Here is a 22,817-nt window from a genome sequence, read left to right on the forward strand (position 1 = left end):
GGCGCGCGGGTCAGCGTGGCTTTCAGCGCACTTGTTTTGCGAAGATTCCGTCTTCGCCGAAGCGGTGGGCAAGTTTGTTGGCGCCGTAGATCAGCAGGGCGCTCACCACGCCCTTCGCCAGGCCGGCCGCTGCGCCGGAGCTCCAGCCGCCTCCTACTACGCCGGTGTAGTAGGTGAAGGTGTCCAGGACTTCCGCAGCTCCGGCTCCCACGGCGTCGCGCTGCAGGATGAACTGCTCAAAGCCCACGGAAAGGATGTCGCCGATGCGCAGGATCAGGAGCAGGACGATCACGGGACGCAGCCCGGGAAGGGTGATGTGCCACATTCTGCGCCAGCGCCCTGCTCCGTCAGCCGCAGCTGCTTCGTAGAGCGAGGCGTCGATGCTGGCAAGGGCCGCCAGGAAGATGATCATGGCCCAGCCGGCGTCCTTCCAGATCATCTGGACCACCACCATGACCGGGAACGTCTCGGGATTGGTCATGAACGGGATGGGATCCATACCCCAGTCCCTGAGCAGGTTGTTGACGAATCCTGCGCCACCCAACATCTGCTGGAAGAAAGCGATCACCAAAACCCAGGACAGGAAGTGCGGCAGGTAGGCGATGCTCTGGAAGATCTTGCGGACCCGGTTGCTGACCAGTGAGTCAACGATCAACGCCAGTACCAGGGGCACCGGGAACAGGAAGACCAGTTGCCAAGCCGCGAGGTACAGCGTGTTCCAGAAGGCGTGGATGAAGTCAGGGTTTCCGAACAGGTCCACAAAGTTCTGCCAGCCAACCCACAGGCTGTCCCCGATGCCGAGGTAGGGCTGGTAATCCTGGAACGCGATGACGTTGCCCAGGATGGGGATGTAGAAGAAGAGCAGCAGGAAGGCAATGCCCGGGACCATCATGAGGAGCATCTGCTTGTCGCGTCGCAGACGGGACCGGAAGCTCTGCTGCGGGACCTTGTTCCTCTTCCCCTTCTTCGGACCGGACCCGGAGGCTTTTCCTGCCGGGGCCGGGACTCGGCGAGCTTCGGGCAATGCCGGAGCCTGTTCCGTCGTCGAGTTCATGCTGTCTCCTCAGGTGCTGAGCCAAAACCATCAATGTGATTCAGGCCACGCTCGTTAACCGTTTAACAAACCATAAGTGACGGCCATCTCTTTTTGCAAGATCATGATCGAAACTGACCATAGAAATCAGTTTTCATCATCGCTGGTGTTTGGGCGCCGACGCTAAGATGGAGGAAAACTCCGGCCGGAAGGTAGATATGGCTGACTGCTGCAGCCCGGAAGAGCGACGCGTCACCCCGCTCGAGGCGAACGCCCCACTCGAGCCGCGCACCGCCGTCGAACGTTCCACGCAAGGGGCCCACGGGGCGCGTGCGGCGAACGGCCCGGCACCAGCAGCCCCTGCCAACGATGTCCCCGTCCCTGGTGGCACCTTCGCCATGGGCGACCCCTTCAACGAGGGATACGCGGCCGATGGCGAATCACCGGTGCATCAAGTACGGGTCAGCGGCTTCAGGATCAGCGCCACCACAGTAACCAACGAATCGTTTGCCGCCTTTGTGGAGGCCACCGGCCATCGCACCGAATCAGAGCTCTACGGAACCTCAGCGGTGTTCCATCTGGCCGTCAAAGCTGAAAAGCACCAGATCCTGAACCGTGTCTCCAACGTTCCGTGGTGGCTCAACGTGCGGGGCGCCGATTGGGCGCACCCGGCCGGCCCCCTCTCCCACTGGACTGACATTCCGGATCATCCGGTGACCCACGTGTCGTACAACGATGCCCTGGCGTATTGCGCATGGGCGGGCCGCCGCCTCCCCACCGAAGCCGAGTGGGAATACGCTGCCCGCGGCGGGCTCCCGGGACAGCGCTACCCCTGGGGCAACGAGCTGCACAACAACGCGCCGGGGACAGCTGCCCACAATTGCAACATCTGGCAGGGCAAGTTCCCTGCACGTAACGACCTCGACGACGGCTACCTCACCACCGCGCCCGTCATGTCCTTCGCCCCCAACGGCTACGGGCTCTACCAAACCAGCGGAAACGTGTGGGAATGGTGCAGTGACTGGTTCCTGCCCAAGTACTACACAACGTGCCTCACTGCAGGAACCGTGGAAGACCCGCAAGGCCCCACGATCGGACGCGGGAGGGTCATGCGGGGAGGCTCGTATCTGTGCCACGATTCCTACTGCAACCGGTACCGGCTGGCTGCCCGGAGCTCCAACACCCCTGACTCCGCCAGCGCCAACCTGGGCTTCAGGACAGTGGCCCTGTAACTCAACTGTGGCCCGGTTGCCTACTTGGGTCCGTGCCCGCGATGTCCGTGTCCGCCCACGAGGCCAGCCGGCAGTTCACCCGACACGATTCTTGTTGCGGTCACGGTATCGCCGTCCTTGGTACCGCTCAGCCGGACGGCATCGCCGGATGTCAGGTCAGCGGCCGTTGCTGACGGCAGGGAGGGCTTCCCCCGGCCGTTCCTCAGCTCGGAGACGTTGGTGGGGAGTTTCGCGATGCGGGTGTCGGCTGTAATGGCATAGCGCTGGGTAAAGCCATCCTCGCTCTTCACCGTCACCTCGGAACTGCTCACCGACTCGATGGTTCCGGTCTGCGTAACCACGGTGCGGAAGGTGCCGTCCTGTTGCTTGACCACGTGCTCGCCGTGGATGGCCTGACCACGCCCCTCTACGGACTTTGCCATGCCGGACGCAGACGGACTGGGCGAGGCAGAAGTGCCCGACGGCGTCGGGCTGGGCTGGGTGCCCGCCCACACAGCGGCGGCCCCGCCGCCGGTCAATGCGACGGCGATCCCGCCAGCGATTAAGACCTTACGAAGGCCCGGTGTAAGAGTGGCCATGCATCCATTGTGCGCCCAAAACAAAGCAGGCCGCAGTAATAACTGCGGCCTACTTTGATGGGAAGCAATCTGGCGTTTAGCCCTCGACGCCGAGCTTCTCCAGGATGAGTTCGCGGACGCGGCCCGCGTCAGCCTGGCCACGGGTGGCCTTCATGACACCGCCAACAATGGCACCGATGGCCTGGACCTTGCCGCCACGGATCTTCTCCGCGACATCCGGCTGTGCGGCCAGCGCGGCGTCGATGGCTTCCAGGAGGGGACCGTCGTCGGACACCACGGCAAGGCCGCGCTTCTGGACGATCTCCGCCGGCGTGCCTTCACCGGCGAGGACGCCGTCCAGGACCTGGGTGGCCATCTTGTTGTTGATCTTGCCGTCTTCGACGAGTTTGTTCAGCTCTACGATGACCTGCGGTGTGACACCGAGTTCGGAAGGATCGACGTCTGCAACCTTGGCCCGGCCCACGATCTCGCCCATCCACCACTTGCGGGCAACGTCAGCGGAGGCACCAGCCGCAATGGTTTCCTCAATGGAATCCATCACACCGGCGTTGACCACGTCGCGGAATTCCAGATCCGAGTAGCCCCAGGCTTCCTTGAGGCGCTTGCGGCGTTCGGCCGGCGGCTCGGGAAGGGTGGCGCGGAGCTCCTCCACCCACTCACGCGAGGCCACGACCGGAACCAGGTCCGGCTCCGGGAAGTAGCGGTAATCGTCGGCGTCGGACTTGGGCCGGCCCGACGTCGTCGAACGCGTGTCCTCGTGCCAGTGGCGCGTTTCCTGGATGACCGGCTCGCCGGAGTCCAAGACGGCGGCGTGCCGCTGGATTTCGTAACGGACGGCGTGCTCAACTGCGCGCAACGAGTTCACGTTCTTGGTTTCCGAACGAATGCCGAAACGTTCCCGGCCGTGCGGGCGCAGGGAAACGTTGGCGTCGCAACGGACGTTGCCGCGCTCCATCTTGGCATCGGAAACACCGAGGTTCTTGACGATCTCGCGGACCGCTGCGACGTAGGCCTTGGCCAGCTCCGGCGCGCGGCTGCCGGCGCCCTCGATCGGCTTGGTGACAATCTCAACCAGCGGAACACCGGAACGGTTGTAGTCCACCAGGGAATAGTCGGCACCTTGGATGCGGCCTGCGGCACCACCCATGTGGGTCAGCTTGCCTGCGTCCTCTTCCATATGCGCGCGCTCGATCTCAACGCGGAAGACTGTGCCATCCTCAAGCTCGATGTCCAGGTAACCGTCATACGCGATCGGCTCGTCATACTGCGAGGTCTGGAAGTTCTTGGGAGTGTCCGGGTAGAAGTAGTTCTTCCGGGCGAAGCGGCACGTCTCGGCGATCTTGCAGTTCAGGGCAAGGCCGATCTTGATGGAGGACTCCACCGCGGTCTTGTTCACTACCGGCAGGACGCCGGGCATGCCAAGGTCAACCTCATTGACGTTGGTGTTCGGTTCGTCACCAAACACGTTCGGCGCGGAGGAGAACATTTTGGTCTTGGTGTTGAGTTCCACGTGGACCTCGAACCCCAGGACGGGATCGTACTTCTCCATGGCCTCTTCGAAGCTCAGGGTTGCGTCGACGGACATTAGTTGGAACCTCCGGCGGTGTTGGATACTGCACCAAGGACAGCATTTTTCAGATCCGGCGCCTTCGCAAGGATCGGTCCACCCCACTTCTCTTCAAGGATGGATTCGAGCACCGCACCCACGCGGTACAGGCGGGCATCCTCGCGGGCCGGAGCCAGCAACTGGATGCCAACGGGCAGGCCGTCTTCATCCGCCAGGCCACCCGGGAGGGACAGCCCCGGAATTCCGGCCATGTTGGCGGGAATGGTGGCGACGTCGTTCAGGTACATGGCCAGGGGATCGTCCAGCTTCTCCCCCAGCTTGAACGCCGTGGTGGGAGCGGTGGGAGAGATCAGGACATCGGCCTGGGCGAACGCGGCGTCGAAGTCACGCTGGATGAGCGTGCGGACCTTCTGTGCCGAGCCGTAGTAAGCGTCGTAGTAGCCGGCGCTCAGTGCGTAGGTGCCAAGGATGATGCGGCGCTTTACCTCATCACCGAAACCGGCGGCACGGGTTGCGCCCATGACGCGCTCGATGGTCATGGGACCGTCCTTGGGCAGGACGCGCAGACCGAACCGGACGCCGTCGAACTTGGCCAGGTTGCTGGACACCTCGGACGGCATGATCAGGTAGTAAGCACCCAGTGCGTATTTCAGGTTGGGGCAAGACACCTCAACGATTTCCGCACCGGCATCCTTCAGCAGCTGAAGGGACTCATTGAAGCGGTTCTCGACGCCGGTCTGGTAGCCCTCGCCGTGAAGCTCCTTGATGATGCCGATCTTCATACCCGCCACGTTGCCCACACGGGCGGCGGCAACAAGGTTGTTGAAAGGATCGGTCAACGAAGTGGAGTCGAAAGGATCGTGGCCGCCAATGACTTCCTGCAGCAGGGCCGAGTCCAGCACCGTGCGGGACACCGGGCCGATCTGGTCCAGCGAGGACGCCATGGCAATAGCACCGTAACGGGAGACTGCACCGTAGGTCGGCTTCACACCTACTGTTCCGGTGACAGCACCGGGCTGGCGGATGGAACCACCGGTGTCCGTGCCGAGCGCCAGCGGCGCTTCGAAGGCGGCGACGGCGGCAGCGGAGCCACCGCCCGAACCGCCGGGAATGCGGTCCAGGTCCCACGGGTTGCGGGTGGGGCCATAGGCCGAGTGCTCCGTAGAGGAACCCATGGCGAACTCATCCAGGTTGGTCTTGCCCAGGATCGGCATCTTGGCCGCGCGGAGCTTCTTCACCACGGTGGCGTCATACGGGCTGTGCCAGCCCTCAAGGATCTTGGAGCCAGCGGTGGTCGGCTGGCCGATGGTGACGATGAGGTCCTTCACGGCAATCGGTACACCGGCAAGGGCGTGCAGTTCCTCGGCAGCGGAACCGCCGGCGGCACGGGCAGCATCAACCTCGGCCGCAACAGCCAAAGCCTCTTCGCTGTTGACGTGCAGGAAGGCATTAACCTGACCATCGACGTCGGCAATGCGGTCAAGGTGCGCCTGCGTCACCTCGACGGCGGTCACCTCGCGGGCAGCCAGCTTGGCAGCGAGATCGGCAGCGGAGTGGCGGATGAGTTCGTTCTTCAGTTCAGTCATAGTAATTAGTCCTCATCCAAAATTGCCGGGACCTTGAAACGGTTCTCGAAAGCATCCGGAGCGCCGGACAACGCCTGCTCAGCCGTGAACGTGTGGCCCACAACGTCCTCACGGAACACGTTGGTCAACGGAATCGGGTGCGACGTCGCCGGGACGTCCTCCCCCGCAGCTTCACTCACGCTCTTCACCGAATCCACGATGACAGCAAGCTCAACAGCCATCCTGTCCAGTTCTTCGGCACTCATTTCAATGTGAGCCAGACGCGCAAGATGCGCGACGTCGTCACGGTTGATCGCAGCCATGGATCTCCCCTGCAAAGTTCAAATGGTTTTCCGAACCAGTCTACTTGGCCCAGGTGTGCCCACGGACGGCCGGGGTGAGCTATGTGGAAAGTGCTCGCCTTCGGCGCCCACCCCACTTCGGGCCCCTAACAACAGCGAGACAGCAAAGCGGACGATTCGCACTTTGCTGTCTCGTTTGTTGTGTTGGGTTAGGGGCTGGGTGGACTTGCGGCGTCTATCTGGGTGCCGACCCGAAGCGTCCGGTGGGCCCTCGACGCAAATCGGGCCAGGCATCCGGAAGCTTGCGTCTAAGCGAGGAACGAGCGAGCAAGCGGAGGATGTCTGGCCCGATTTGCGCCCACGGGCACTCGGGTTATGGCGCGGCCCCGCGGGTTAGCCGATGCCGATGGCTCCGGTCAGAACTCCTACGGCCAGCATCACGATCGAGATGACCGCAGTGCGCCAGAGGACCTTCTTGTGGTGATCGCCCAGATCCACCTTGGCGAGGGAGACCAACAGCAGGATGGCCGGGACCAGGGGGCTTTGCAGGTGGAAGGGCTGGCCGGTAATGGAGGCACGGGCCATGTCCGCGGCGTCCACGCCGTAGTGCGCAGCGGTTTCGCTGAGGACCGGCAGGACTCCGAAGTAGAAGGCATCGTTGCTCATGAAGAACGTCATGGGGATGCTGAGCAGGCCGGTGATGACCGCCATGAAGGGACCCATGTCTGCGGGGATGATCTGGACCAGCCACTCAGACATTGCCTTGACCATGCCCGTGCCGTTGAGGACACCGGTGAGGACTGCGGCTGCCATGACCATGCTGACGACGGCCACAATCGACGGCGCGTGCGCAATCAGCTGGGCACCCTGGTCCTTGACCTTGGGGAAGTTGACCAGCAGGGCGATCGCAGATCCCACCATGAACACGAACGGCAGCGGAACGATGTTGGCTACCAGGACCACCATGACAGCTACGGTCAGGCCCAGGTTGAACCAGAACAGCTTGGGACGCAAGGTGGTGCGGTTGGGATCCAGTGCTGTATCAGCCATCGCGGTGTCGTGGTCGTCCACCAAGGTTTCGGGGCGTTCCAGAACCCCGACGCCGGATCCTCCACCGGTGCCCGGCTTGCCCGTGGTGGTGGTGCCGGTGCGGCCGAAACCGAAGCGACCCTTGCCCGAACCGGTGGCGACGGAACCTGAGCCCGAACCGGCGGCGACGGAACCACCGCGGCCAGTGCCGCCGTCGAACGCGTCAGAAGGATCTGCGACGTCGCCCCAGATTTCGGGAGCGGTGGCGCGGAGTCGGTTGCGTTCCTGCAGGCCCAGGAGCCATGCGAAGACGAGTACCACGATCAGGCCGACAATGAGCGAGGGGACCATGGGAACGAAGACGTCGTTGACGTCCAGATGCAGCGCTGTGGCCGCGCGGGCTGTGGGGCCGCCCCACGGAAGGATGTTCATGGTGCCGTTGGCGAGGCCGGCCACACAGGTGAGTACCACGGGGCTCATCTTGAGTCGCAGGTAAACGGGCAGCATCGCAGCAGTAGTAAGGATGAACGTGGTGGAGCCGTCGCCGTCCAAGGAAACTGCTGCGGCGAGGATTGCGGTACCGAGGACAACCTTGGCGGGATCGTTCCCCAGCTTGCGGAGGATGAACTTCACCAGGGGGTCGAAGAGTCCGACGTCGATCATCAGCCCGAAGTAGATGATGGCGAACATGAGGAGTGCGGCCGTGGATGTCATGGACTTCATGGAATCCATCACCATGTCGCCGATACCGAGGCCCGCCCCGGCGAACAAGCCGAAGACGGTGGGGACGATGATCAGCGCCAGAACGGGCGTCAATTTTTTGGTCATGATCAGGACCATGAATACCGCAATCATTGCGAATCCAAGCAAAACCAGCACGGCCGGCTCCTTACTACTGTGAATGGCGCCACGTCGGTGTGATGCGCACTACAGACGATATGGTGGCGTCCGTCACTGGCAGGGGTTTCGGGGAATTGTTGGGAATACTGCTCGTTGCGAACGTTTTGCGCATTGTGCTCAGTGATTCAATGGACCAGGAGGAAAGGAGCGAAGGTGCCGCGAAACAGCAGGGTCAGCATGCGTTTCTCCACCCAGACCCTCCTCCTCCAGTTGGGGGTGGTCCTGCTGGTGGTCCTGCTCAGCGGGACAGTTCATGCCTGGCTGGTTTACGAACGGATCGGCACCGAAGCCGAGAATCAGGCGCTCACCTTGGCCAGGACAGTCGCCGCAGATCCCGATATCAGGGCCGGCGTCCAAGCCATCAGCAAGGAAGAAGGAACCCCTCCTCCTGACGTGCTCGCCGTCGGCACCCTGCAGGCCGCCGCCGAGTCCGTGCGGCTGCGCACCGGAGCGCTCTTCGTGGTCATCACGGACGAAACGGGATTGCGCCTTGCCCACCCGGAGACGGCACGGCTGGGTGAACGGGTCAGCACCGACCCCTCCGTGGCACTGGGCGGCGAAGAAATCACCACCCGCAACACGGGAACGCTGGGGCCTTCCGCCGGGGCGAAAGTTCCGGTCTACGCTCCGGACAGTTCCGAGGTGATCGTGGGTGAAGTCAGCGTGGGCTATTCCGTGGAGTCCCTCAGCAACAGTCTGGCCCGCGACATTGTGCCCATTGCCCTCACCGCGGGCGGCGCACTCCTGGCGGGCGTGCTGGCATCGTTCCTGCTCCGCCACCGCCTGCAGCGCCTCACTCTTGGTTTGGAACCCGAGGAAATCAGCACCCTGGTCCACGACCAAGTGGCAGTGCTCCAAGGCGTGGATGACGGGGTCATCGGCATCGCGGCAGACGGCCGGATCTCGGTGTTCAATGCCGCGGCCGCGAGGCTGCTGGACATGCCCGATGCCACTGGTCAGGACTGGGCAACCGCCGCCGTGCCTGAACAACTGAAGCAACTCACGCAACCGGCATCACGCGACGCGGAAGCCTTGGAAATAGTGGCCGGAGGACGCGTCCTGGTGGCCAGCGCACGCAAAGCCTGGCACCGGAAGGAAGACCTCGGCTGGGTGGTCATGCTGCGGGACCGCACCGAACTGCAGCAGCTGACCCGCCAATTGGACGCCGTAGGAACCATGTCCGCTGCCCTCCGCGCGCAGCGCCACGAGTTCGCCAATCAACTCCACACCATCGCGGGCTTCATGAGCATCGGCCAGCACGACTCCGCCAAGGAGTACCTGGCCCGGATTTCAGCCACGGGGCCGCTGAAGTTTCCCGTTGAACAAGCCGAACTCCTGCAGGACGCGTACCTGCAGGCCTTTGTTGGCGCCAAGGGTGTGGAAGCTTCCGAGCGTGGCGTGGCCCTCAGGGTTGGGCCCGAAACCCTGGTCCGGGGACACGTTGCAGATCCCCAGGACGTGACCACTGTATTGGGCAACCTGATCGACAATGCGGTGAGTGCCGCCGTCGCCGGCTCTTCAGTGGAACGTTGGGTGGAGGTTGAGCTGCTGGATGACGCCACCACAACCGGCGGGACCCTGCACATTGTGGTGGGCGATTCAGGCGACGGTTTGGGGAGCCTGGAACCGGAAGAGGTTTTCGCGGAAGGATTTACGACGTCGGAACAACCGGTACGCTCGGGGGCTGGACAAGGGTTGGGATTGGCTTTGGTGCGGCAGCTTGCACGGCGGCGCGGCGGAGATGTCCGCGTCCTGGAACCAGGGTCAGAAGGCGGACCGGGCGCCGTCTTCATGGCTACCATCCCGGGCGTCATGGATTCCGCGGAGCCCACCGGCGTAAAGAGCGACTCAACGTGAAGGGAGGACAGCAGTGGCTGACGACTTGAGGGTGCTGATCGTGGACGATGACTTCCACGTGGCAAGGCTCCACGCAGCCTATGTGGATTCAGTGGCCGGTTTCATGGCCCTGGCCCCTGCAGGCTCAGTGTCCCAAGCACTGCAAGCGATCCACAGCCTGCGCCCCGATCTGGTGCTGCTGGACGTGTATCTGCCGGACGGCTCGGGCTTGGACCTGTTGGGCCAGCTGGACGTCGATGCCGTCATGCTCACTGCTGCCTCCGATGCCCAATCCATCAAAGTTGCCCTGCGGCGCGGTGCCTTGGGCTACATGTTGAAGCCCTTCACTGCCGAGTCATTGTCCCAGCAGCTGAGGTCCTACGCGCGCTATCGCAGGATTCTGGCGCAGCAGACCGCCGTGGACCAAACCACCATTGAGCGAGCCAAAAGGTCCCTGATTCCCGGGGATGTGACCCCCTCCGCCAAGCCCAGGTCCGCCACCGAAGCGGCAGTCCTGGAATCGTTGCTCCCCGGCGAGCAATACTCCGCCGCCGAAGTCGCCGAGCGGGTTGGCGTTTCCCGCGCCACAGCTCAAAGGTATCTGTCCTCGCTCGCGGACGATGGCGCCGTTGAGATTCAACTGCGGTACGGAAGCACGGGCCGCCCGGAACACCGTTACGGCGTCCCGGGCTGACCCACGCAGGTAGGGCGAACCTTAGGCTGGGACGCTTCCGGCTGTCCGTTCCCGGAGCAGCTTCTCAAGAAGGGTGACCGCCCGCGGCACCCGCCGGTTCAGGGTAATGAACGAGACCCTCCGCTTTCCGAGGTCCTGGACGGTGGGGCGCAGCGTCACATCGAAACGTGTATCAACGGCGGTCTCGGTGCTCAGCGCGAGCCCCAGTCCCTGCGCCACGAGCCCATGGATCATGTTGAGATCGTCCGTGCGCATGAGTTCACGCGGCCGATGGCCCACCAGGCTGAATGCTCTTTTCAAGACCCGGTCCGAGGCCTCATTGTCGTTCCTGCTGTGGATCCAGGCTTCGCCGGCGAGCTGCGCGAAGTCCAGCACCTCCTGCGCAGCCAATACGCTGTTCCGCGACAGCATCACCCTGTAGGGCTCCAGCAGCAACGGCACGACAGCCAGATCCGCGGAGCCGAAGGCGGGATCGTCCGCTGCTTCGTAGATGAGGCCGGCGTGGACATCCCCGGCAAAGAGCATCCGTACCACCTCCGTGGGCTCGGCCTCAATGACCTCAACGCGCACCCGCAGGCGTTCCTGCAGTTCCGCGATAGCCGAGGGCAGCAGCCTGGATCCAATGGAGGCGAAAGTTCCCACGCGCAGGGTGACCAGGCCGGCGTCCCGCTGCTCTGCAACGAGCCGCTCCGCTTGGCCCACCTTTTGCAGGATCTGCGCGGCCTCTTCCGCGAAGGCCATCCCAAGCGGCGTTAGAGCGGCGCCGCGCCGACCCCGTTCCACAAGGCGCACATTGAGGTGGCGCTCCAGGGTATTGAGGTGGTGGGTCACCGTGGGAACCCCGTAGCGCATGGCTTCGGCGGCCTTGGTGAGGCTTCCATGTTCCCGGATGGCTAGCAGGACGCTGAGTTGCTGGAGATTGATCATCACATACTCACTATGTTAGGAGATACTAAAACATGATATTCCCTAGATGATGTGAACTGACTAACGTTCAGGTCATGCTCTTGATTTCCCCTTCCGACGCCCGCGACGCGGCTGGCGCATCCGAATCCATTTCCCCGCTGCAGTCCACCACCCCGTACGCCGATGCCCTGCGTTCCCTGGCCAGTCACGACTGGCAACGCCTCCATGTCCCCGCCCACCAAGGGCGGGACCACAACGCACCCGGGGTAGCATCCCTGGTAGGTCCGGAAGCCCTGGCGCTGGACTTCCCGATGCTGTTCAGCGGCATTGATCAGCATGACTGGCGGCTCGTGTCCTCCGGGCGCGAGACTCCCCTTGTGCAGGCCCAAGCCCTCGCTGCCGAAGCCTGGGGGGCATCCAGGACCTGGTTCCTCACCAACGGCGCTTCCGGCGGAAACCACATCGCCACAACGGTAGTCCGCGCCCTCGGCAGGGAGTTCGTCGTGCAGCGCAGTGTCCACTCCAGCGTGATTGACGGCATCACCCATGTGGACCTGGAGCCGCATTTCGTGCAGGGAGCTGTCGACGCCGGGCTCGGCTCCGCGCACGGAGTCACCGCTGAACAGGTCGAGGAAGCCTTGGCAGCCCATCCGGACAGCGCTGCCGTGTACGTGGTCAGTCCCAGCTACTTCGGCGCGGTGGCAGACATAACCGGGATCAGCGCTGTGGCGCACCGGTATGAGGTTCCGTTGATCGTCGATGAGGCCTGGGGATCGCACTTCGGCTTGCACCCTGCCCTGCCCGTCAATGCCGTCCGTGCCGGCGCAGACCTGGTCATTTCCAGTACCCACAAAGGCGCCGGCTCCCTCACCCAGTCCGCCATGCTGCACTTGGGCCACGGACCGTATGCCCGGAAACTGGAATCCCTGGTGGACCGCGTGGTGCGGTCCTTTCAATCCACCAGCTGCAGCGCGCTGTTGCTGGCGTCGTTGGACGAGGCCCGTCGCCACCTGGTCATGGATGGCCCGGAGATGATCGGCAAAGCCCTGGAATCCGCCGAAGCCATCCGCGCCGCAGTGCGCGCCAGCCCCCGTTTCCGGGACGCCACCCCGGACATCCTGGCCAGCCCCGATGCCGTGGCCAACGACCCCTTCAAGATCGTGATCGACACCCGCGGCGCCGGGATCACGGGCACCGATGCGCAGTACCGGCTGATCCGGGACCACCGTATTTACTGCGAGCTTGCCACGCCCGCCGCGCTCCTGCTGTTGGTGGGCGCGACGGCACCGGCCGATGTTGAACGCATCCTGACGGCGCTGCACTCACTGCCCCAGGCGGAGAGCGAGCCGGAGCGGATGCGTGCGCTTCCTCCCGCCGGCGAACGCCGTATGGGCCTTCAGGCGGCGTTCTTCAGCGCAGTGGAGACCGTCCCCTGGCAGGAGGCGGAAGGCCGCATCTCCGTGGATTCACTGGCCGCCTACCCGCCGGGCATCCCCAACGTACTACCCGGTGAAGTGCTGGGTTCGGGGTCGATCGCTTTCCTGCGCGGCACCGCGGCTGCCCCGTCCGGCTACGTCCGCGGAGCGCACGATCCCGCGCTGGACTACTTCCGGGTTGTCGCCCGCTAAGTCCCCGGCGCTCCATCGAAGCACACCACAGCTGAATCCCGCTCGTCACGGCGCGCACCTGCGTGCCGCGATCCGGTCTGCCCGGAAACAAGGAAATCCCCACCACAGGAGGACACTATGTCCGCATCAACCATCGCCCATGCCCCCCGCGACGAACTCGAACGTGGCCTGAAGAACCGGCACCTCCAGCTCATGGCCATCGGTGGCGCCATCGGCACCGGCTTGTTCATGGGTTCAGGGAAGATGATCAGCGTCACCGGACCGGCGGTAATCTTCGTCTACCTGGTCATTGGCTTCATGATCTTCTTCGTCATGCGTGCCCTGGGCGAGCTGCTGCTTTCCAACCTGCATTACAAGACCTTCGGAGATATCGCCAAAGACCTGATCGGGCCGTGGGCTGGGTTCTTTGTCTCCTGGACGTACTGGTTCTCGTGGGTTGTGGCGTGTGTGGCCGACATTGTGGCCATCACCGGATACGTGGCCTATCTGGACCCCGGCATCCCTACGTGGGTTCCTGCGCTCATCGCCGCCCTGGTGCTGATCGTGCTCAATTTCCAACCCGTCAAGTTCTTCGGTGAAACCGAATTCTGGTTCGCCGTGGTGAAGATTGTGGCCATCGTCGGGCTCATCGCCACCGGAGTGGTACTGCTGTTCACCGGCTTCCAGAACCCTGATACCGGCACGCACGCGTCCCTCTCCCACCTTTGGGAGCACGGCGGCATGTTTCCCTTCGGCCTCAGCGGTTTCATCCTGGGCTTCCAGATGGGAATCTTCTCCTTCATCGGCGTCGAGCTGGTGGGCACGGCCGCGGCAGAGACGGAGTCGCCCAGGAAGAACCTGCCGCGGGCGATCAATTCCATCGTGGCACGGATCCTGGTCTTCTACGTCGGTGCACTGACCATCATCATGACCATCACCCCATGGAACCAGATTGAACCGGGCAAGAGCCCCTTCGTGACCACTCTCGCCTACGCGGGCCTAGGGATCGCCGCCCTCGCCATCAACCTCGTGGTGCTCACATCCGCCGCCTCCAGCGCCAATTCCGGGCTCTACTCCGGCACGCGTATGCTCTACGGGCTGGCCAAGGATGGCCATGCCCCAAGGGGATTCGCATGGACCAACAGTCGGGGCGTGCCCGCCAAGGCGGTGTTCTTCACCAGCGTTTTCCTGTTCGCAGCCATCCCCTTGCTGTTCGCCGGGGACAACGTGGTGGCGGCCTTCACCTTCGTCTCCTCCGTCTGCGCAACGCTGGTTCTGTTTACCTGGGGCTCGATCGTTGTGAGCTTCATCCTCTACCGCCGACGGTTCCCGGAACGCCACGCGGCCTCCGGCTTCCGGATGCCCCTGGCACGGGTGGCACCGTGGACGGTTCTGCTCTTTTTCGCCTTCATCGCAACAACGCTGTTCGTCGGGGAGGACACCCGACTGCCATTCTTGGCTACGCCGCTTTGGTTCGTGCTGCTGGCCGTATTGTGGCAGGTGAAAAAGCGCCGCCTCCAGCGCGCCGGGCTGCCCCTGACTTCACCGGTGCCCGTGGTACCCCACCCGCTCGACGACGAGCGATGAGCCTTTCCCTTCCTCAAGCCCGAACGTAGAGCTGAGGCCCTGGAATCGCCATGCGATTCCAGGGCCTCAACTGTACATACGCAGTCCGGTGTGGGCGCAGACGGAACTTAGCCGGCGCTCTTCTGCGCCACGAGCTCGATCTCCACCAACATCTGGGGATCGAGGAATGGCAGGACGTGGACCAGTGCCAGCGTCGGACGGATCTCGCCAAAAACTTCGCCGTGCGCGCGGCCGGCATCTTCCCACTTGCTGATGTCCGTCAAATACAGCTTGGACTGGACAACATCCTGGTAAGAGAACCCCGCCTCTTCAAGCACGGCACCAAGCTTTTCAAGGATGTACTTGGTCTGCGAGTAGAAGCCATCGCCAACAATGCCGTCGGGTCCGCTGGCTGCTGTGGCAGAAATGAAAAGTGTGTTGTCCACCTGGACCGCGCGGGAGTAGCCAAGTGTCTGTTCCCAGACCGAACCCGTGCCGAATGTCTTGCGCATGCCGCGCCTTCCTGTCGTTTCGCGCGGCCCGGTGACCGGCGTTTACGAAGGAAACTTTATGACTGCGGCAGGTCCAGCCGGTAAACGAACAGCTTTATGTCGGTGCCGGGAACAAACCAGTCACGGTGGGGGGCCCGGTCAAAGCCGGTGCGGGCGTAGAGGGCGTTGGCACTTTCCCACGTGGCGCCCGTGGTCAGGGATACGGCGTTGATCCCGTCCATGGCCTTCGCCTGATCGACGACGGCCTGCACCAAGGCCCGGCCGGCACCGGAACGCTGGACTGCCGGATCCACCACGAGGGTACGCAGTTCCAATTCATCCTCAAGTCCGATGTCCGAGAAGCCGCCGCCCGCCGGAGCAGCCGTCACGGATCCGATGACCTCACCGTTGCGCTCGGCCACCAGGATCTCCGCGTGCTCAGCGCGGCCCGCCACGTCCTGGAGCTTCTGCAGGTAGGGATGATCGGCGTCGCCGTAGTACCCCGCGGTGACGTAGGAGTCCTGCGTAATGCGGGCAACGGCGTCGTAGTCTTCGGGCAGGGCGGGACGGACGGTAATCGGCGAAAGCACCTACCAATGGTAGTCGCGCCGCACGCACGGTAAGTGCCAAATACGCCTTTCCGTGACGGAACTATCAGTCACGAACTGACCGCACGACGCCGGTCACAGGCACTGTGTTGATCAGGTGGACAACCGCCGGACTGCTTTTGTGTTGCCTCCCATGGCGCCGGATTGAGTCCTGTGGCGTGCCGTGAACGCCGGTTTCGCGCTGTTGCGGGGACATGTCGAAACGCTGGCGCCGGGCGTTGCGGGCGTGCTTGAGTTGCCACACGGCGAATGACTGATGCCATCACACCTTTGAGAATTCACTTCACACAGAACAGGAGGAACGATGCTTACGTCCGGTCTCCCTGCACGCGCAACGCAGGCTCACCCCTGCTGTCCGCCCTGCCTTCAGAACTGAGCGATCTGCACCGCTGCCCCGTCGACGCCCCTGGCTCCGGACCGGCAGCGCCCCTCCCGCACCTGAAAGGCTTGACATGTCATCCGCGTTCCCCCGCGCCCAAAAACTCCCCACAACAACACCAAACCGCCGCCATGTCCTCGGCGCCCTGCTCGCGATTCCTGCCCTCGGCCTGCTGACAGCCTGCGGCGGAGCGGCCACCGCCGGCGGTGACGCCACCCAGGCAGCCCAAGTGACGGTCCCGTTGGCCACCACTGTCCCTGAGGGCACCACTCTGGTGGTGGGCGATCCCGCCGTCCAGGTTGCCCTGGAGCTGTCCGGGCTGGACAAGAAGCTCAGCTTCCCGGTCAAGTTCGCCAACATTTCCGGCGGCCCGGCCACCACGGAAGCCTTTAGGGCCAACGCCCTGGACGTCGGCTCCGTGGCCGACATTCCGCCCATTCACGCCACGTGGACGGGGCTGGATGTCCGCATCATCGCCAGCGTCTACCGCCAGGACGCGGTGAACCACCCGTTGTACGAACTGGGCGTAGCGCCCGGCGCGGGCATTGCAGACCTACAAGGCCTGCGCGGCAAGAAGATCGCGTACAGCCCGGGCCAGGCGCAAGGTGCGCTGGTGTTGCGCATCCTCGAAAAGGCCGGCCTTCAGCAAAGCGACGTGAAGCTCGTGGAACTGCCCAGCACCGGGGACACCTACTCAACAGCACTGTCCAGCAAGCAGGTTGATGCCGCTCCGCTGGGCGGCGTCCAGATCAAGCGTTACCTGGCCAAATACGGCGCCGACGGTGGAACCACGCTGCGGCATGGTCTCCGGGACGATCCCGGCCACCTCTACTCCCCCGCCAAAGTGCTGGATGATCCGGCCAAGGCTGCGGCTCTGGCCCAGTACGTGGACGTCTGGGGTCAAGCCCAGCGGTGGATCCAGGACCACCCCAAGGAATGGCTTGAGGGCTACTACGTCAAGAACCAAGGGCTTTCCGCTGAAGACGGCCAGTACCTGATCGACGCCGCCGGCGAGCGCGACCTCCCTACCTCGTGGACCGAAGCCATCGCCCGGCACCAGCAGACCATCGATCTCCTGGCCCGCGAACAGAAGAAGCCCAAGCTGGACGCCGCCAAGCTGTACGACCTCAGGTTCGAGGCCATCGGCGGCACGGCGTACGCAGCCGCTGCTTCAGGCTCAGGGAAGGGAGCGTAGCCATGACCACCAATGCTGCCCGGCGCGCGACGACGGTCACCGCTCTCCCGTATCAGGGCGACTCCACCAAGGGCGACGCCGGCACGCACCCGGGTGCCGCCGTCGAGCCTCATCTTGACCCCGCCCTGACGGGACGGCCGGACGTCCGCCCCACCAGCCGCCGCCTGGGCCCCGGCCAACGCCGCCGCTTTGCCGGCCTGGTGGGTCCGGCCGCGCTGATCCTTTTGTGGGTTCTCGCCTCGGCGACCGGACTTCTGGACCCCCGCATCCTCTCTGAGCCGTGGACCGTGGTGGCCACGGCAGGCGAGCTAATCGCCGACGGCCGGCTTCAGGAGAACCTGGCCATCTCGGCCCAACGGGCGGGCCTCGGCCTGTTCTTCGGGATTGTGGTGGGCGCCGTCCTGGCTGTCCTGTCCGGACTGAGCAGGGTGGGTGAGTCGCTGATCGACGGTCCTGTGCAGATCAAGCGCGCCATCCCAGGGCTGGCCCTGATCCCGTTGCTGATCCTGTGGTTCGGCATCGACGAAACCATGAAAGTCCTCACCATCACGCTGGGCGTGTTTGTCCCCATCTACCTCCAGACCCACGCCGGACTCCGCGGCATTGACATGCGCTACGTGGAGTTGGCACAGACTGTGGGCTTGAGCCGGGCCGGGTTCATCCGCCGGGTTGTGCTGCCGGGGGCGCTGCCTGGGTTCTTCCTGGGACTCCGCTTCGCCGTCACCGGCGCCTGGGTGTCCTTAGTGGTGGTGGAACAGATCAACTCCACCAGCGGCATCGGCTACATGATGGAGCTCGCCCGCACCTACGGCCAAACCAACATCATCGTCCTGGGCCTGGCCGTCTACGGCGTCCTTGGCTTGCTGTCCGACGCAGCCGTCCGGCTCCTGGAACGAAAGGCATTGTCATGGCAACGCACACTGGCGGGCTGAAGTCGGCGGGTCCCTCAAACGAGGTCTCCGTCCGCAACCTGATCCGGAGCTTTGGACCCAAAGGCGTCCTCAACGGAGTGGATCTCGATATCGCGCCAGGTGAGTTCGTGGCACTCCTTGGCCCGAGCGGCTGCGGCAAGAGCACCCTCCTGCGCGCGCTGGCCGGCTTGGACCGTGACGTCCGCGGCAGTGGTGTGGTCAAGGTTCCCGAGCAGGTTTCGGTGGTATTCCAGGACTCCCGCCTCCTGCCCTGGGACAGCGTGCTGGGCAACGTCACCTTGGGCCTCCGGGACCACGACGCCGATGCCCGCGGCCGCCGCGCACTCGCCGAGGTGGGACTCGCCGGCCGCGAAAAGGCGTGGCCCCACGAGCTGTCCGGCGGCGAACAGCAGCGCGTGGCACTCGCGAGGTCGCTGGTCCGTGAGCCGCGGCTTCTCCTTGCCGACGAACCTTTCGGTGCCCTCGATGCGCTGACCCGCCTGAAAATGCACGCCCTCCTGAAGGATCTCGTGGCCGCGCATCGTCCGGCGGTCCTGCTGGTGACCCACGACGTCGACGAAGCCATCACCCTGGCTGACCGCGTCATAGTCCTCCAGGACGGCCGCGTCGCTGTGGAACGCACGGCAGGAACCTCCGTGGACCAGTCCTCGCTGAGGGATGAACTGCTCGCCGCCCTCGGCGTCCACGCTGCTGCGTGAATCCAACCACGTCCTCTGACCCCCTGACCTGAACCCCCTACCTGAATCAAGGAGTAATCCCATGTCTGAACCCCAGCGCCACCTGCACCTCAACGCCTTCCTCATGAGCACAGGCCACCACGAAGCATCGTGGCGGCTCCCGGAAAGCGATCCGCTGTCCTCCACCAAGGTGGAGCACTACCAACACCTTGCCCGCACAGCCGAGCGCGGCAAGCTCGACTCCATCTTTTTCGCCGATTCCCCCGTCCTGTTCGGCGAAGTAGGCCGCCGTCCCGCCGGGAAGCTGGAGCCCACGGTGCTGCTGACCGCCATCGCGGCCGTTACCCGGAACATCGGCTTGATCGCCACCGCCTCAACCACTTACAACGATCCCTTCAACCTGGCGCGCCGCTTCGCGTCGGTGGACTGGGTTAGTGGTGGACGCGCCGGTTGGAACGTGGTCACCACCGCGGGACCGGACGCTGCGCGCAACTTCGGTGTGGATGACCAGCCCGCCCACGCTGTCCGCTATGAGCGCGCCGCTGAGTTCATTGAGGTGGCCCAGAAGCTCTGGGACAGCTGGGAAGACGATGCAGTACTGGCAGATAAGGCCGAAGGCGTGTGGGGTGATGACAACAAGATCCGCGCCATTGAACACGAGGGCAAGCACTTCCGGGTCCGCGGCCCGCTCAATGTCCCCCGCTCACCACAGGGCCACCCGCTGATCGTCCAGGCCGGGTCCTCGGAAGACGGCAAGAAGCTGGCAGCCCAGTATGCCGAAGCCGTTTTCACCGCGCACCAGACCCTGGCCGATGCCCAAGCCTTCTACTCAGACCTGAAGGCCCGCACCGCCGCCGTGGGTCGAGATCCGGAGAGCATCAAGATCCTGCCGGGCATCGTCCCGGTGATCGGGTCCACGGAGGCCGAAGCCTTGAAGCTTGAGCGCGAACTCGACGAACTGATCAAGCCGGAATACGCCCGTGAACAGCTCGCCAAGACGCTGCGCCTGAAGCCCGAGGACCTCCCCCTGGACCGTCAGCTTCCCGCTGACCTGCCTTCAGAAGATGAGATTGAGGGAGCTAAGAGCCGCTACACGCTGATCGTGGAACTGGCCCGCCGCGAGCAGCTCACTGTGCGTCAATTGATCGGCCGTCTGGGCGGGGGACGCGGCCACCGCACCTTCTCAGGAACCCCGGAGCAGGTTGCCGATGCGATCCAGGACTGGTTCTTTGCGGGAGCGGCCGACGGCTTCAACATCATGCCGCCGGTTCTCCCGTCGGGCCTGGAGATCTTTGTGGACCAGGTGGTGCCCATCCTCCAGCAGCGCGGCCTGTTCCGCACCGAGTACACCGCCTCCACCCTGCGTGGACACTACGGGCTGCCCCGGCCGGAGAATCGCTTCTCCGGTTCCACGGCACAGCAGCTGACTTCCATCGGATCGGCGTTCTAATGACCGAATACCGCAATCTGGGACGGACAGGGGTCAAGGTCAGCCAGCTGACACTGGGCACCATGATGTTCGGGGCCATCGGGAATCCTGACCACGACGACAGTATCCGCATCATCCACCGCGCCCTGGACGCCGGCATCAACCTGGTGGACACGGCTGACGTATACTCCCAGGGCGAGTCGGAGGAAATCGTCGGCAAGGCCCTGCAGGGCAGGCGCGATCAGGTTGTCCTGGCCACCAAAGTCCACGGGCGGCTCGGCGACGACGTGAACCAGGCCGGCAATTCCCGCCGCTGGATCATCCGCGAAGTAGAGGACAGTCTTCGGCGTCTCCAGACGGATTGGATCGACCTCTACCAAGTCCACCGGCCGGAGCCTGATACGGACATCGATGAAACGCTAGGGGCCCTCAGCGACCTCGTCGCCCAAGGCAAGATCCGCTACATCGGTACGTCCACTTTCCTGCCCGGCCAAATCGTCGAAGCCCAGTACGTGGCCCGCGAACGCCATCGCGAGCGACCCGTCACCGAACAGCCGCCGTTCTCCATCCTGGCCCGGGGCGCTGAACGGGAAGTGCTGCCGCTGGCGCAGCAGCACGGCTTGGGGATCCTGCCGTGGAGCCCCCTCGCCGGCGGCTGGTTGTCAGGCCGGATCAAGCCGGACGGTGGCCATCTTCCGTCGAGCCGCGCAGGACGCCAACCCGCCCGGCATGATCCGAACCTCCCCGAGAACGCCCTCAAGACGAAGGCCGTGCTTGAGCTGACAGAACTGGCCGAGCAAGCGGGGCTGTCACTGATCCACCTCGCTTTGGCCTTCGTGCTGGAGCACCCGGCAGTGACTTCGGCGATCATCGGTCCCCGCACGCTGGACCACCTCGAGGCAGCGCTCGGGGCGGACAAGCTCACCTTGTCCCGTGACGTTCTGGACAGGATCGATGAGATCGTGCCGCCAGGGACTACTCTGAATGCCGCCGACGCAGGGTATGAGCCGGTGTGGCTGACTGAGCCGGCCCGGCGTCGTCGTTCGCTGCGGTAAGCAGCCCACCACAAGGCGTGTTTCAGCGCTTTGGCCAGCTCCACAACGGACCTTCCAGAGAACCCAGGCCCTTGATCCTGGTTTCGCCCAGATCCTTGTAGAGCTCATGCTCATGGGCGGCGCCGCTTTCCCGCAGCGCCTTCAGCAGCGCCTCGGAGTGGGTCACCACAATCATCTGACTGCTGGCACTGGCTTGGACTATCAGTCCGGCCAGGGCCGGCATCAGGTCCACATGGAGGCTGGTTTCGGGTTCGTTCAGGACCATAAGCTCAGGCGGCCTCGGCGTGAGCAAAGCAGCGGTAAGCAACAGGAACCGCAAGGTCCCGTCCGAGAGTTCGGCCGCTTTCATGGGGCGCAGCATGCCTGGCTGCCGCAACTCGACGCTGAAGCGGCCGTCGTTGACCGCGACCTCCAACCGGCTGCCGGGAAAGGCGTGATCGACGGCGGCATCCAACTGGCGCTCGAAGCCCACTTCCCGCAACGTCTGGAGGGCGGCCGCCAGGTCCTTCCCGCTGTGGTGCAGCACGGGAGTGCGGGTGCCGATTTGAGCCTGCCTGGCCGGCGCCTCGGCGTCCGTGCGGAAGTGATCGTAGAACCGCCAGGAACGCACCGAATCCCGCACACGCAGTACTTCGGGGGCACGGTCCTGGTCCGATACTTCCGTCAGCATGCTCTGGTACGTGTCCAGACGCCGGGAAAGTTCCGTCCAATCACCGTTGCTGCCGCGCAGCCTGGCCAGGCTACCCTTGCGGTCCACCAGCAACGAGCCCGGCCGTGCCACCGGTCCGGAAAATATCTGTTCCCGCTTGATTTCAGGGTCCAGGCTGAAGGCGGAGGGCCTCGGCCTGCCAGTCTCTTCATCGAATCCCGCACCGCTGGGCACCGGCATGCCAAGGTCCACCAGATAGCCGAAGTCGTCCCCGGAGTACCCCAATTTCAGATTCACGGATTCACGGCGAACAGTTCCTTGGAGGGGCACCTCACCGCGGCGCATGGCCTCGCTGATGCTCTCCGGACCCGCCCACAACGTAGAGGACAATCCGCCGTCCCTGGCCAGCGAACCCACCACGTTGCCGGAATCGCCTCCGGCGCACTCGGCCAGCAGCCGCAGGGCGCGGTAGAGCGAAGACTTACCGCTCCCATTGGCCCCGGTCACGATGTCCAGGCCGTGCAAGTCCATGGCGAGATCCCGGATGGACCGGTAGTTGGCGATGGCGAGAGTGGTGATCACTGGCG

Annotated in this window: 20 protein-coding genes; 10 read left to right on the forward strand and 10 right to left on the reverse strand. The window is 64.2% G+C overall.

Annotated elements, in window-relative coordinates:
* Positions 1–22: 22 nt before the first annotated feature.
* Complete coding sequence (locus BMY91_RS05260; protein ID WP_090819389.1) at positions 23–1,054, reverse strand: ABC transporter permease; 1,032 nt, start codon at positions 1,052–1,054, stop codon at positions 23–25.
* 197 nt (positions 1,055–1,251) lie between these two features.
* Here BMY91_RS05260 and BMY91_RS05265 point away from each other — a divergent pair, with 197 nt between their 5' ends.
* Positions 1,252–2,265 (forward strand): formylglycine-generating enzyme family protein, encoded by a 1,014-nt coding sequence (locus BMY91_RS05265; RefSeq protein WP_090819392.1) that lies wholly within the window; start codon positions 1,252–1,254, stop codon positions 2,263–2,265.
* A gap of 20 nt (positions 2,266–2,285) precedes the next feature.
* Here the strand turns inward: BMY91_RS05265 and BMY91_RS05270 are convergent, their stop codons facing one another.
* From BMY91_RS05270 to BMY91_RS05290, 5 genes are all read right to left on the reverse strand, one after another.
* The gene (locus BMY91_RS05270) at positions 2,286–2,843 is read right to left on the reverse strand and encodes a hypothetical protein (RefSeq protein WP_090819395.1); all 558 of its coding nucleotides are present in this window, start codon (positions 2,841–2,843) and stop codon (positions 2,286–2,288) included.
* A 76-nt stretch (positions 2,844–2,919) separates the two neighbouring features.
* Complete coding sequence (gene gatB / locus BMY91_RS05275; RefSeq protein ID WP_090819398.1) at positions 2,920–4,428, reverse strand: Asp-tRNA(Asn)/Glu-tRNA(Gln) amidotransferase subunit GatB; 1,509 nt, start codon at positions 4,426–4,428, stop codon at positions 2,920–2,922.
* Positions 4,428–5,996, reverse strand: a complete 1,569-nt coding sequence (gene gatA, locus BMY91_RS05280; RefSeq protein ID WP_090819401.1) for an Asp-tRNA(Asn)/Glu-tRNA(Gln) amidotransferase subunit GatA — start codon at positions 5,994–5,996, stop codon at positions 4,428–4,430. The genes gatB and gatA overlap by 1 nt, the downstream gene beginning before the upstream one ends.
* A gap of 5 nt (positions 5,997–6,001) precedes the next feature.
* Positions 6,002–6,298 carry an Asp-tRNA(Asn)/Glu-tRNA(Gln) amidotransferase subunit GatC gene (gene gatC / locus BMY91_RS05285; protein ID WP_062067300.1) on the reverse strand — a complete coding sequence of 99 codons (297 nt, stop codon included), beginning with the start codon at positions 6,296–6,298 and terminating at the stop codon, positions 6,002–6,004.
* Positions 6,299–6,670: 372 nt separating this feature from the next.
* The gene (locus tag BMY91_RS05290) at positions 6,671–8,185 is read right to left on the reverse strand and encodes a CitMHS family transporter (protein WP_090819404.1); all 1,515 of its coding nucleotides are present in this window, start codon (positions 8,183–8,185) and stop codon (positions 6,671–6,673) included.
* Between the two features lie 198 nt (positions 8,186–8,383).
* Here BMY91_RS05290 and BMY91_RS05295 point away from each other — a divergent pair, with 198 nt between their 5' ends.
* The gene (locus BMY91_RS05295; protein WP_090819407.1) at positions 8,384–10,063 is read left to right on the forward strand and encodes a sensor histidine kinase; all 1,680 of its coding nucleotides are present in this window, start codon (positions 8,384–8,386) and stop codon (positions 10,061–10,063) included.
* 13 nt (positions 10,064–10,076) lie between these two features.
* Positions 10,077–10,736 (forward strand): response regulator, encoded by a 660-nt coding sequence (locus BMY91_RS05300; RefSeq protein WP_090819410.1) that lies wholly within the window; start codon positions 10,077–10,079, stop codon positions 10,734–10,736.
* 21 nt (positions 10,737–10,757) lie between these two features.
* Here BMY91_RS05300 and BMY91_RS05305 read toward each other — a convergent pair whose 3' ends face one another.
* Positions 10,758–11,663: a LysR family transcriptional regulator gene (locus BMY91_RS05305; protein ID WP_090819413.1), complete on the reverse strand. Its 906-nt coding sequence runs from the start codon at positions 11,661–11,663 to the stop codon at positions 10,758–10,760.
* A gap of 74 nt (positions 11,664–11,737) precedes the next feature.
* Here BMY91_RS05305 and BMY91_RS05310 point away from each other — a divergent pair, with 74 nt between their 5' ends.
* Positions 11,738–13,270, forward strand: coding sequence for an aminotransferase class I/II-fold pyridoxal phosphate-dependent enzyme (locus BMY91_RS05310; protein ID WP_090819474.1), 1,533 nt, complete (start codon positions 11,738–11,740; stop codon positions 13,268–13,270).
* A 117-nt stretch (positions 13,271–13,387) separates the two neighbouring features.
* Positions 13,388–14,836 (forward strand): amino acid permease, encoded by a 1,449-nt coding sequence (locus BMY91_RS05315; protein WP_090819477.1) that lies wholly within the window; start codon positions 13,388–13,390, stop codon positions 14,834–14,836.
* A gap of 107 nt (positions 14,837–14,943) precedes the next feature.
* On the opposite strand, the gene BMY91_RS05320 is transcribed toward BMY91_RS05315, so the two are convergent.
* Both BMY91_RS05320 and BMY91_RS05325 read right to left on the reverse strand, forming a co-directional pair.
* Entirely contained in the window at positions 14,944–15,327 is a 384-nt protein-coding gene (locus BMY91_RS05320) for a RidA family protein (RefSeq protein WP_090819480.1), read from the reverse strand.
* 56 nt (positions 15,328–15,383) lie between these two features.
* Positions 15,384–15,896 (reverse strand): GNAT family N-acetyltransferase, encoded by a 513-nt coding sequence (locus BMY91_RS05325; RefSeq protein ID WP_090819483.1) that lies wholly within the window; start codon positions 15,894–15,896, stop codon positions 15,384–15,386.
* Positions 15,897–16,366: 470 nt separating this feature from the next.
* Between BMY91_RS05325 and BMY91_RS05330 the strand changes: the two genes are divergently transcribed.
* The 5 genes from BMY91_RS05330 (at position 16,367) to BMY91_RS05350 (ending at position 21,581) form a co-directional block, all read left to right on the forward strand.
* Positions 16,367–17,488: an ABC transporter substrate-binding protein gene (locus tag BMY91_RS05330; RefSeq protein WP_090819486.1), complete on the forward strand. Its 1,122-nt coding sequence runs from the start codon at positions 16,367–16,369 to the stop codon at positions 17,486–17,488.
* Between the two features lie 2 nt (positions 17,489–17,490).
* Positions 17,491–18,420: an ABC transporter permease gene (locus BMY91_RS05335; RefSeq protein WP_090819489.1), complete on the forward strand. Its 930-nt coding sequence runs from the start codon at positions 17,491–17,493 to the stop codon at positions 18,418–18,420.
* The gene (locus BMY91_RS05340; RefSeq protein WP_090819491.1) at positions 18,396–19,118 is read left to right on the forward strand and encodes an ABC transporter ATP-binding protein; all 723 of its coding nucleotides are present in this window, start codon (positions 18,396–18,398) and stop codon (positions 19,116–19,118) included. Before BMY91_RS05335 ends, BMY91_RS05340 begins: the two co-directional genes overlap by 25 nt.
* Positions 19,119–19,179: 61 nt before the next feature.
* Positions 19,180–20,547, forward strand: coding sequence for an LLM class flavin-dependent oxidoreductase (locus tag BMY91_RS05345; protein ID WP_090819494.1), 1,368 nt, complete (start codon positions 19,180–19,182; stop codon positions 20,545–20,547).
* Entirely contained in the window at positions 20,547–21,581 is a 1,035-nt protein-coding gene (locus BMY91_RS05350; protein WP_090819497.1) for an aldo/keto reductase, read from the forward strand. The genes BMY91_RS05345 and BMY91_RS05350 overlap by 1 nt, the downstream gene beginning before the upstream one ends.
* 22 nt (positions 21,582–21,603) lie before the next feature.
* Here the strand turns inward: BMY91_RS05350 and BMY91_RS05355 are convergent, their stop codons facing one another.
* Positions 21,604–22,812: an AAA family ATPase gene (locus BMY91_RS05355; protein WP_090819500.1), complete on the reverse strand. Its 1,209-nt coding sequence runs from the start codon at positions 22,810–22,812 to the stop codon at positions 21,604–21,606.
* Between the last annotated feature and the right edge of the window lie 5 nt (positions 22,813–22,817).

The organism is Arthrobacter sp. yr096, from assembly GCF_900108925.1.
Lineage (GTDB): Bacteria > Actinomycetota > Actinomycetes > Actinomycetales > Micrococcaceae > Arthrobacter.

Coding starts and splice junctions, on each gene's coding strand:
- BMY91_RS05315 (WP_090819477.1), top strand. CDS start 13,388: ATGTCCGCATCAACCATCGCCCATGCCCCCCGCGACGAACTCGAACGT.
- BMY91_RS05330 (WP_090819486.1), top strand. CDS start 16,367: ATGTCATCCGCGTTCCCCCGCGCCCAAAAACTCCCCACAACAACACCA.
- BMY91_RS05305 (WP_090819413.1), bottom strand. CDS start 11,663: ATGATCAATCTCCAGCAACTCAGCGTCCTGCTAGCCATCCGGGAACAT.
- BMY91_RS05345 (WP_090819494.1), top strand. CDS start 19,180: ATGTCTGAACCCCAGCGCCACCTGCACCTCAACGCCTTCCTCATGAGC.
- BMY91_RS05270 (WP_090819395.1), bottom strand. CDS start 2,843: ATGGCCACTCTTACACCGGGCCTTCGTAAGGTCTTAATCGCTGGCGGG.
- BMY91_RS05320 (WP_090819480.1), bottom strand. CDS start 15,327: ATGCGCAAGACATTCGGCACGGGTTCGGTCTGGGAACAGACACTTGGC.
- BMY91_RS05350 (WP_090819497.1), top strand. CDS start 20,547: ATGACCGAATACCGCAATCTGGGACGGACAGGGGTCAAGGTCAGCCAG.
- BMY91_RS05295 (WP_090819407.1), top strand. CDS start 8,384: ATGCGTTTCTCCACCCAGACCCTCCTCCTCCAGTTGGGGGTGGTCCTG.
- BMY91_RS05265 (WP_090819392.1), top strand. CDS start 1,252: ATGGCTGACTGCTGCAGCCCGGAAGAGCGACGCGTCACCCCGCTCGAG.
- BMY91_RS05335 (WP_090819489.1), top strand. CDS start 17,491: ATGACCACCAATGCTGCCCGGCGCGCGACGACGGTCACCGCTCTCCCG.
- gatB (WP_090819398.1), bottom strand. CDS start 4,428: ATGTCCGTCGACGCAACCCTGAGCTTCGAAGAGGCCATGGAGAAGTAC.
- BMY91_RS05340 (WP_090819491.1), top strand. CDS start 18,396: ATGGCAACGCACACTGGCGGGCTGAAGTCGGCGGGTCCCTCAAACGAG.
- BMY91_RS05310 (WP_090819474.1), top strand. CDS start 11,738: ATGCTCTTGATTTCCCCTTCCGACGCCCGCGACGCGGCTGGCGCATCC.
- gatA (WP_090819401.1), bottom strand. CDS start 5,996: ATGACTGAACTGAAGAACGAACTCATCCGCCACTCCGCTGCCGATCTC.
- BMY91_RS05260 (WP_090819389.1), bottom strand. CDS start 1,054: ATGAACTCGACGACGGAACAGGCTCCGGCATTGCCCGAAGCTCGCCGA.
- gatC (WP_062067300.1), bottom strand. CDS start 6,298: ATGGCTGCGATCAACCGTGACGACGTCGCGCATCTTGCGCGTCTGGCT.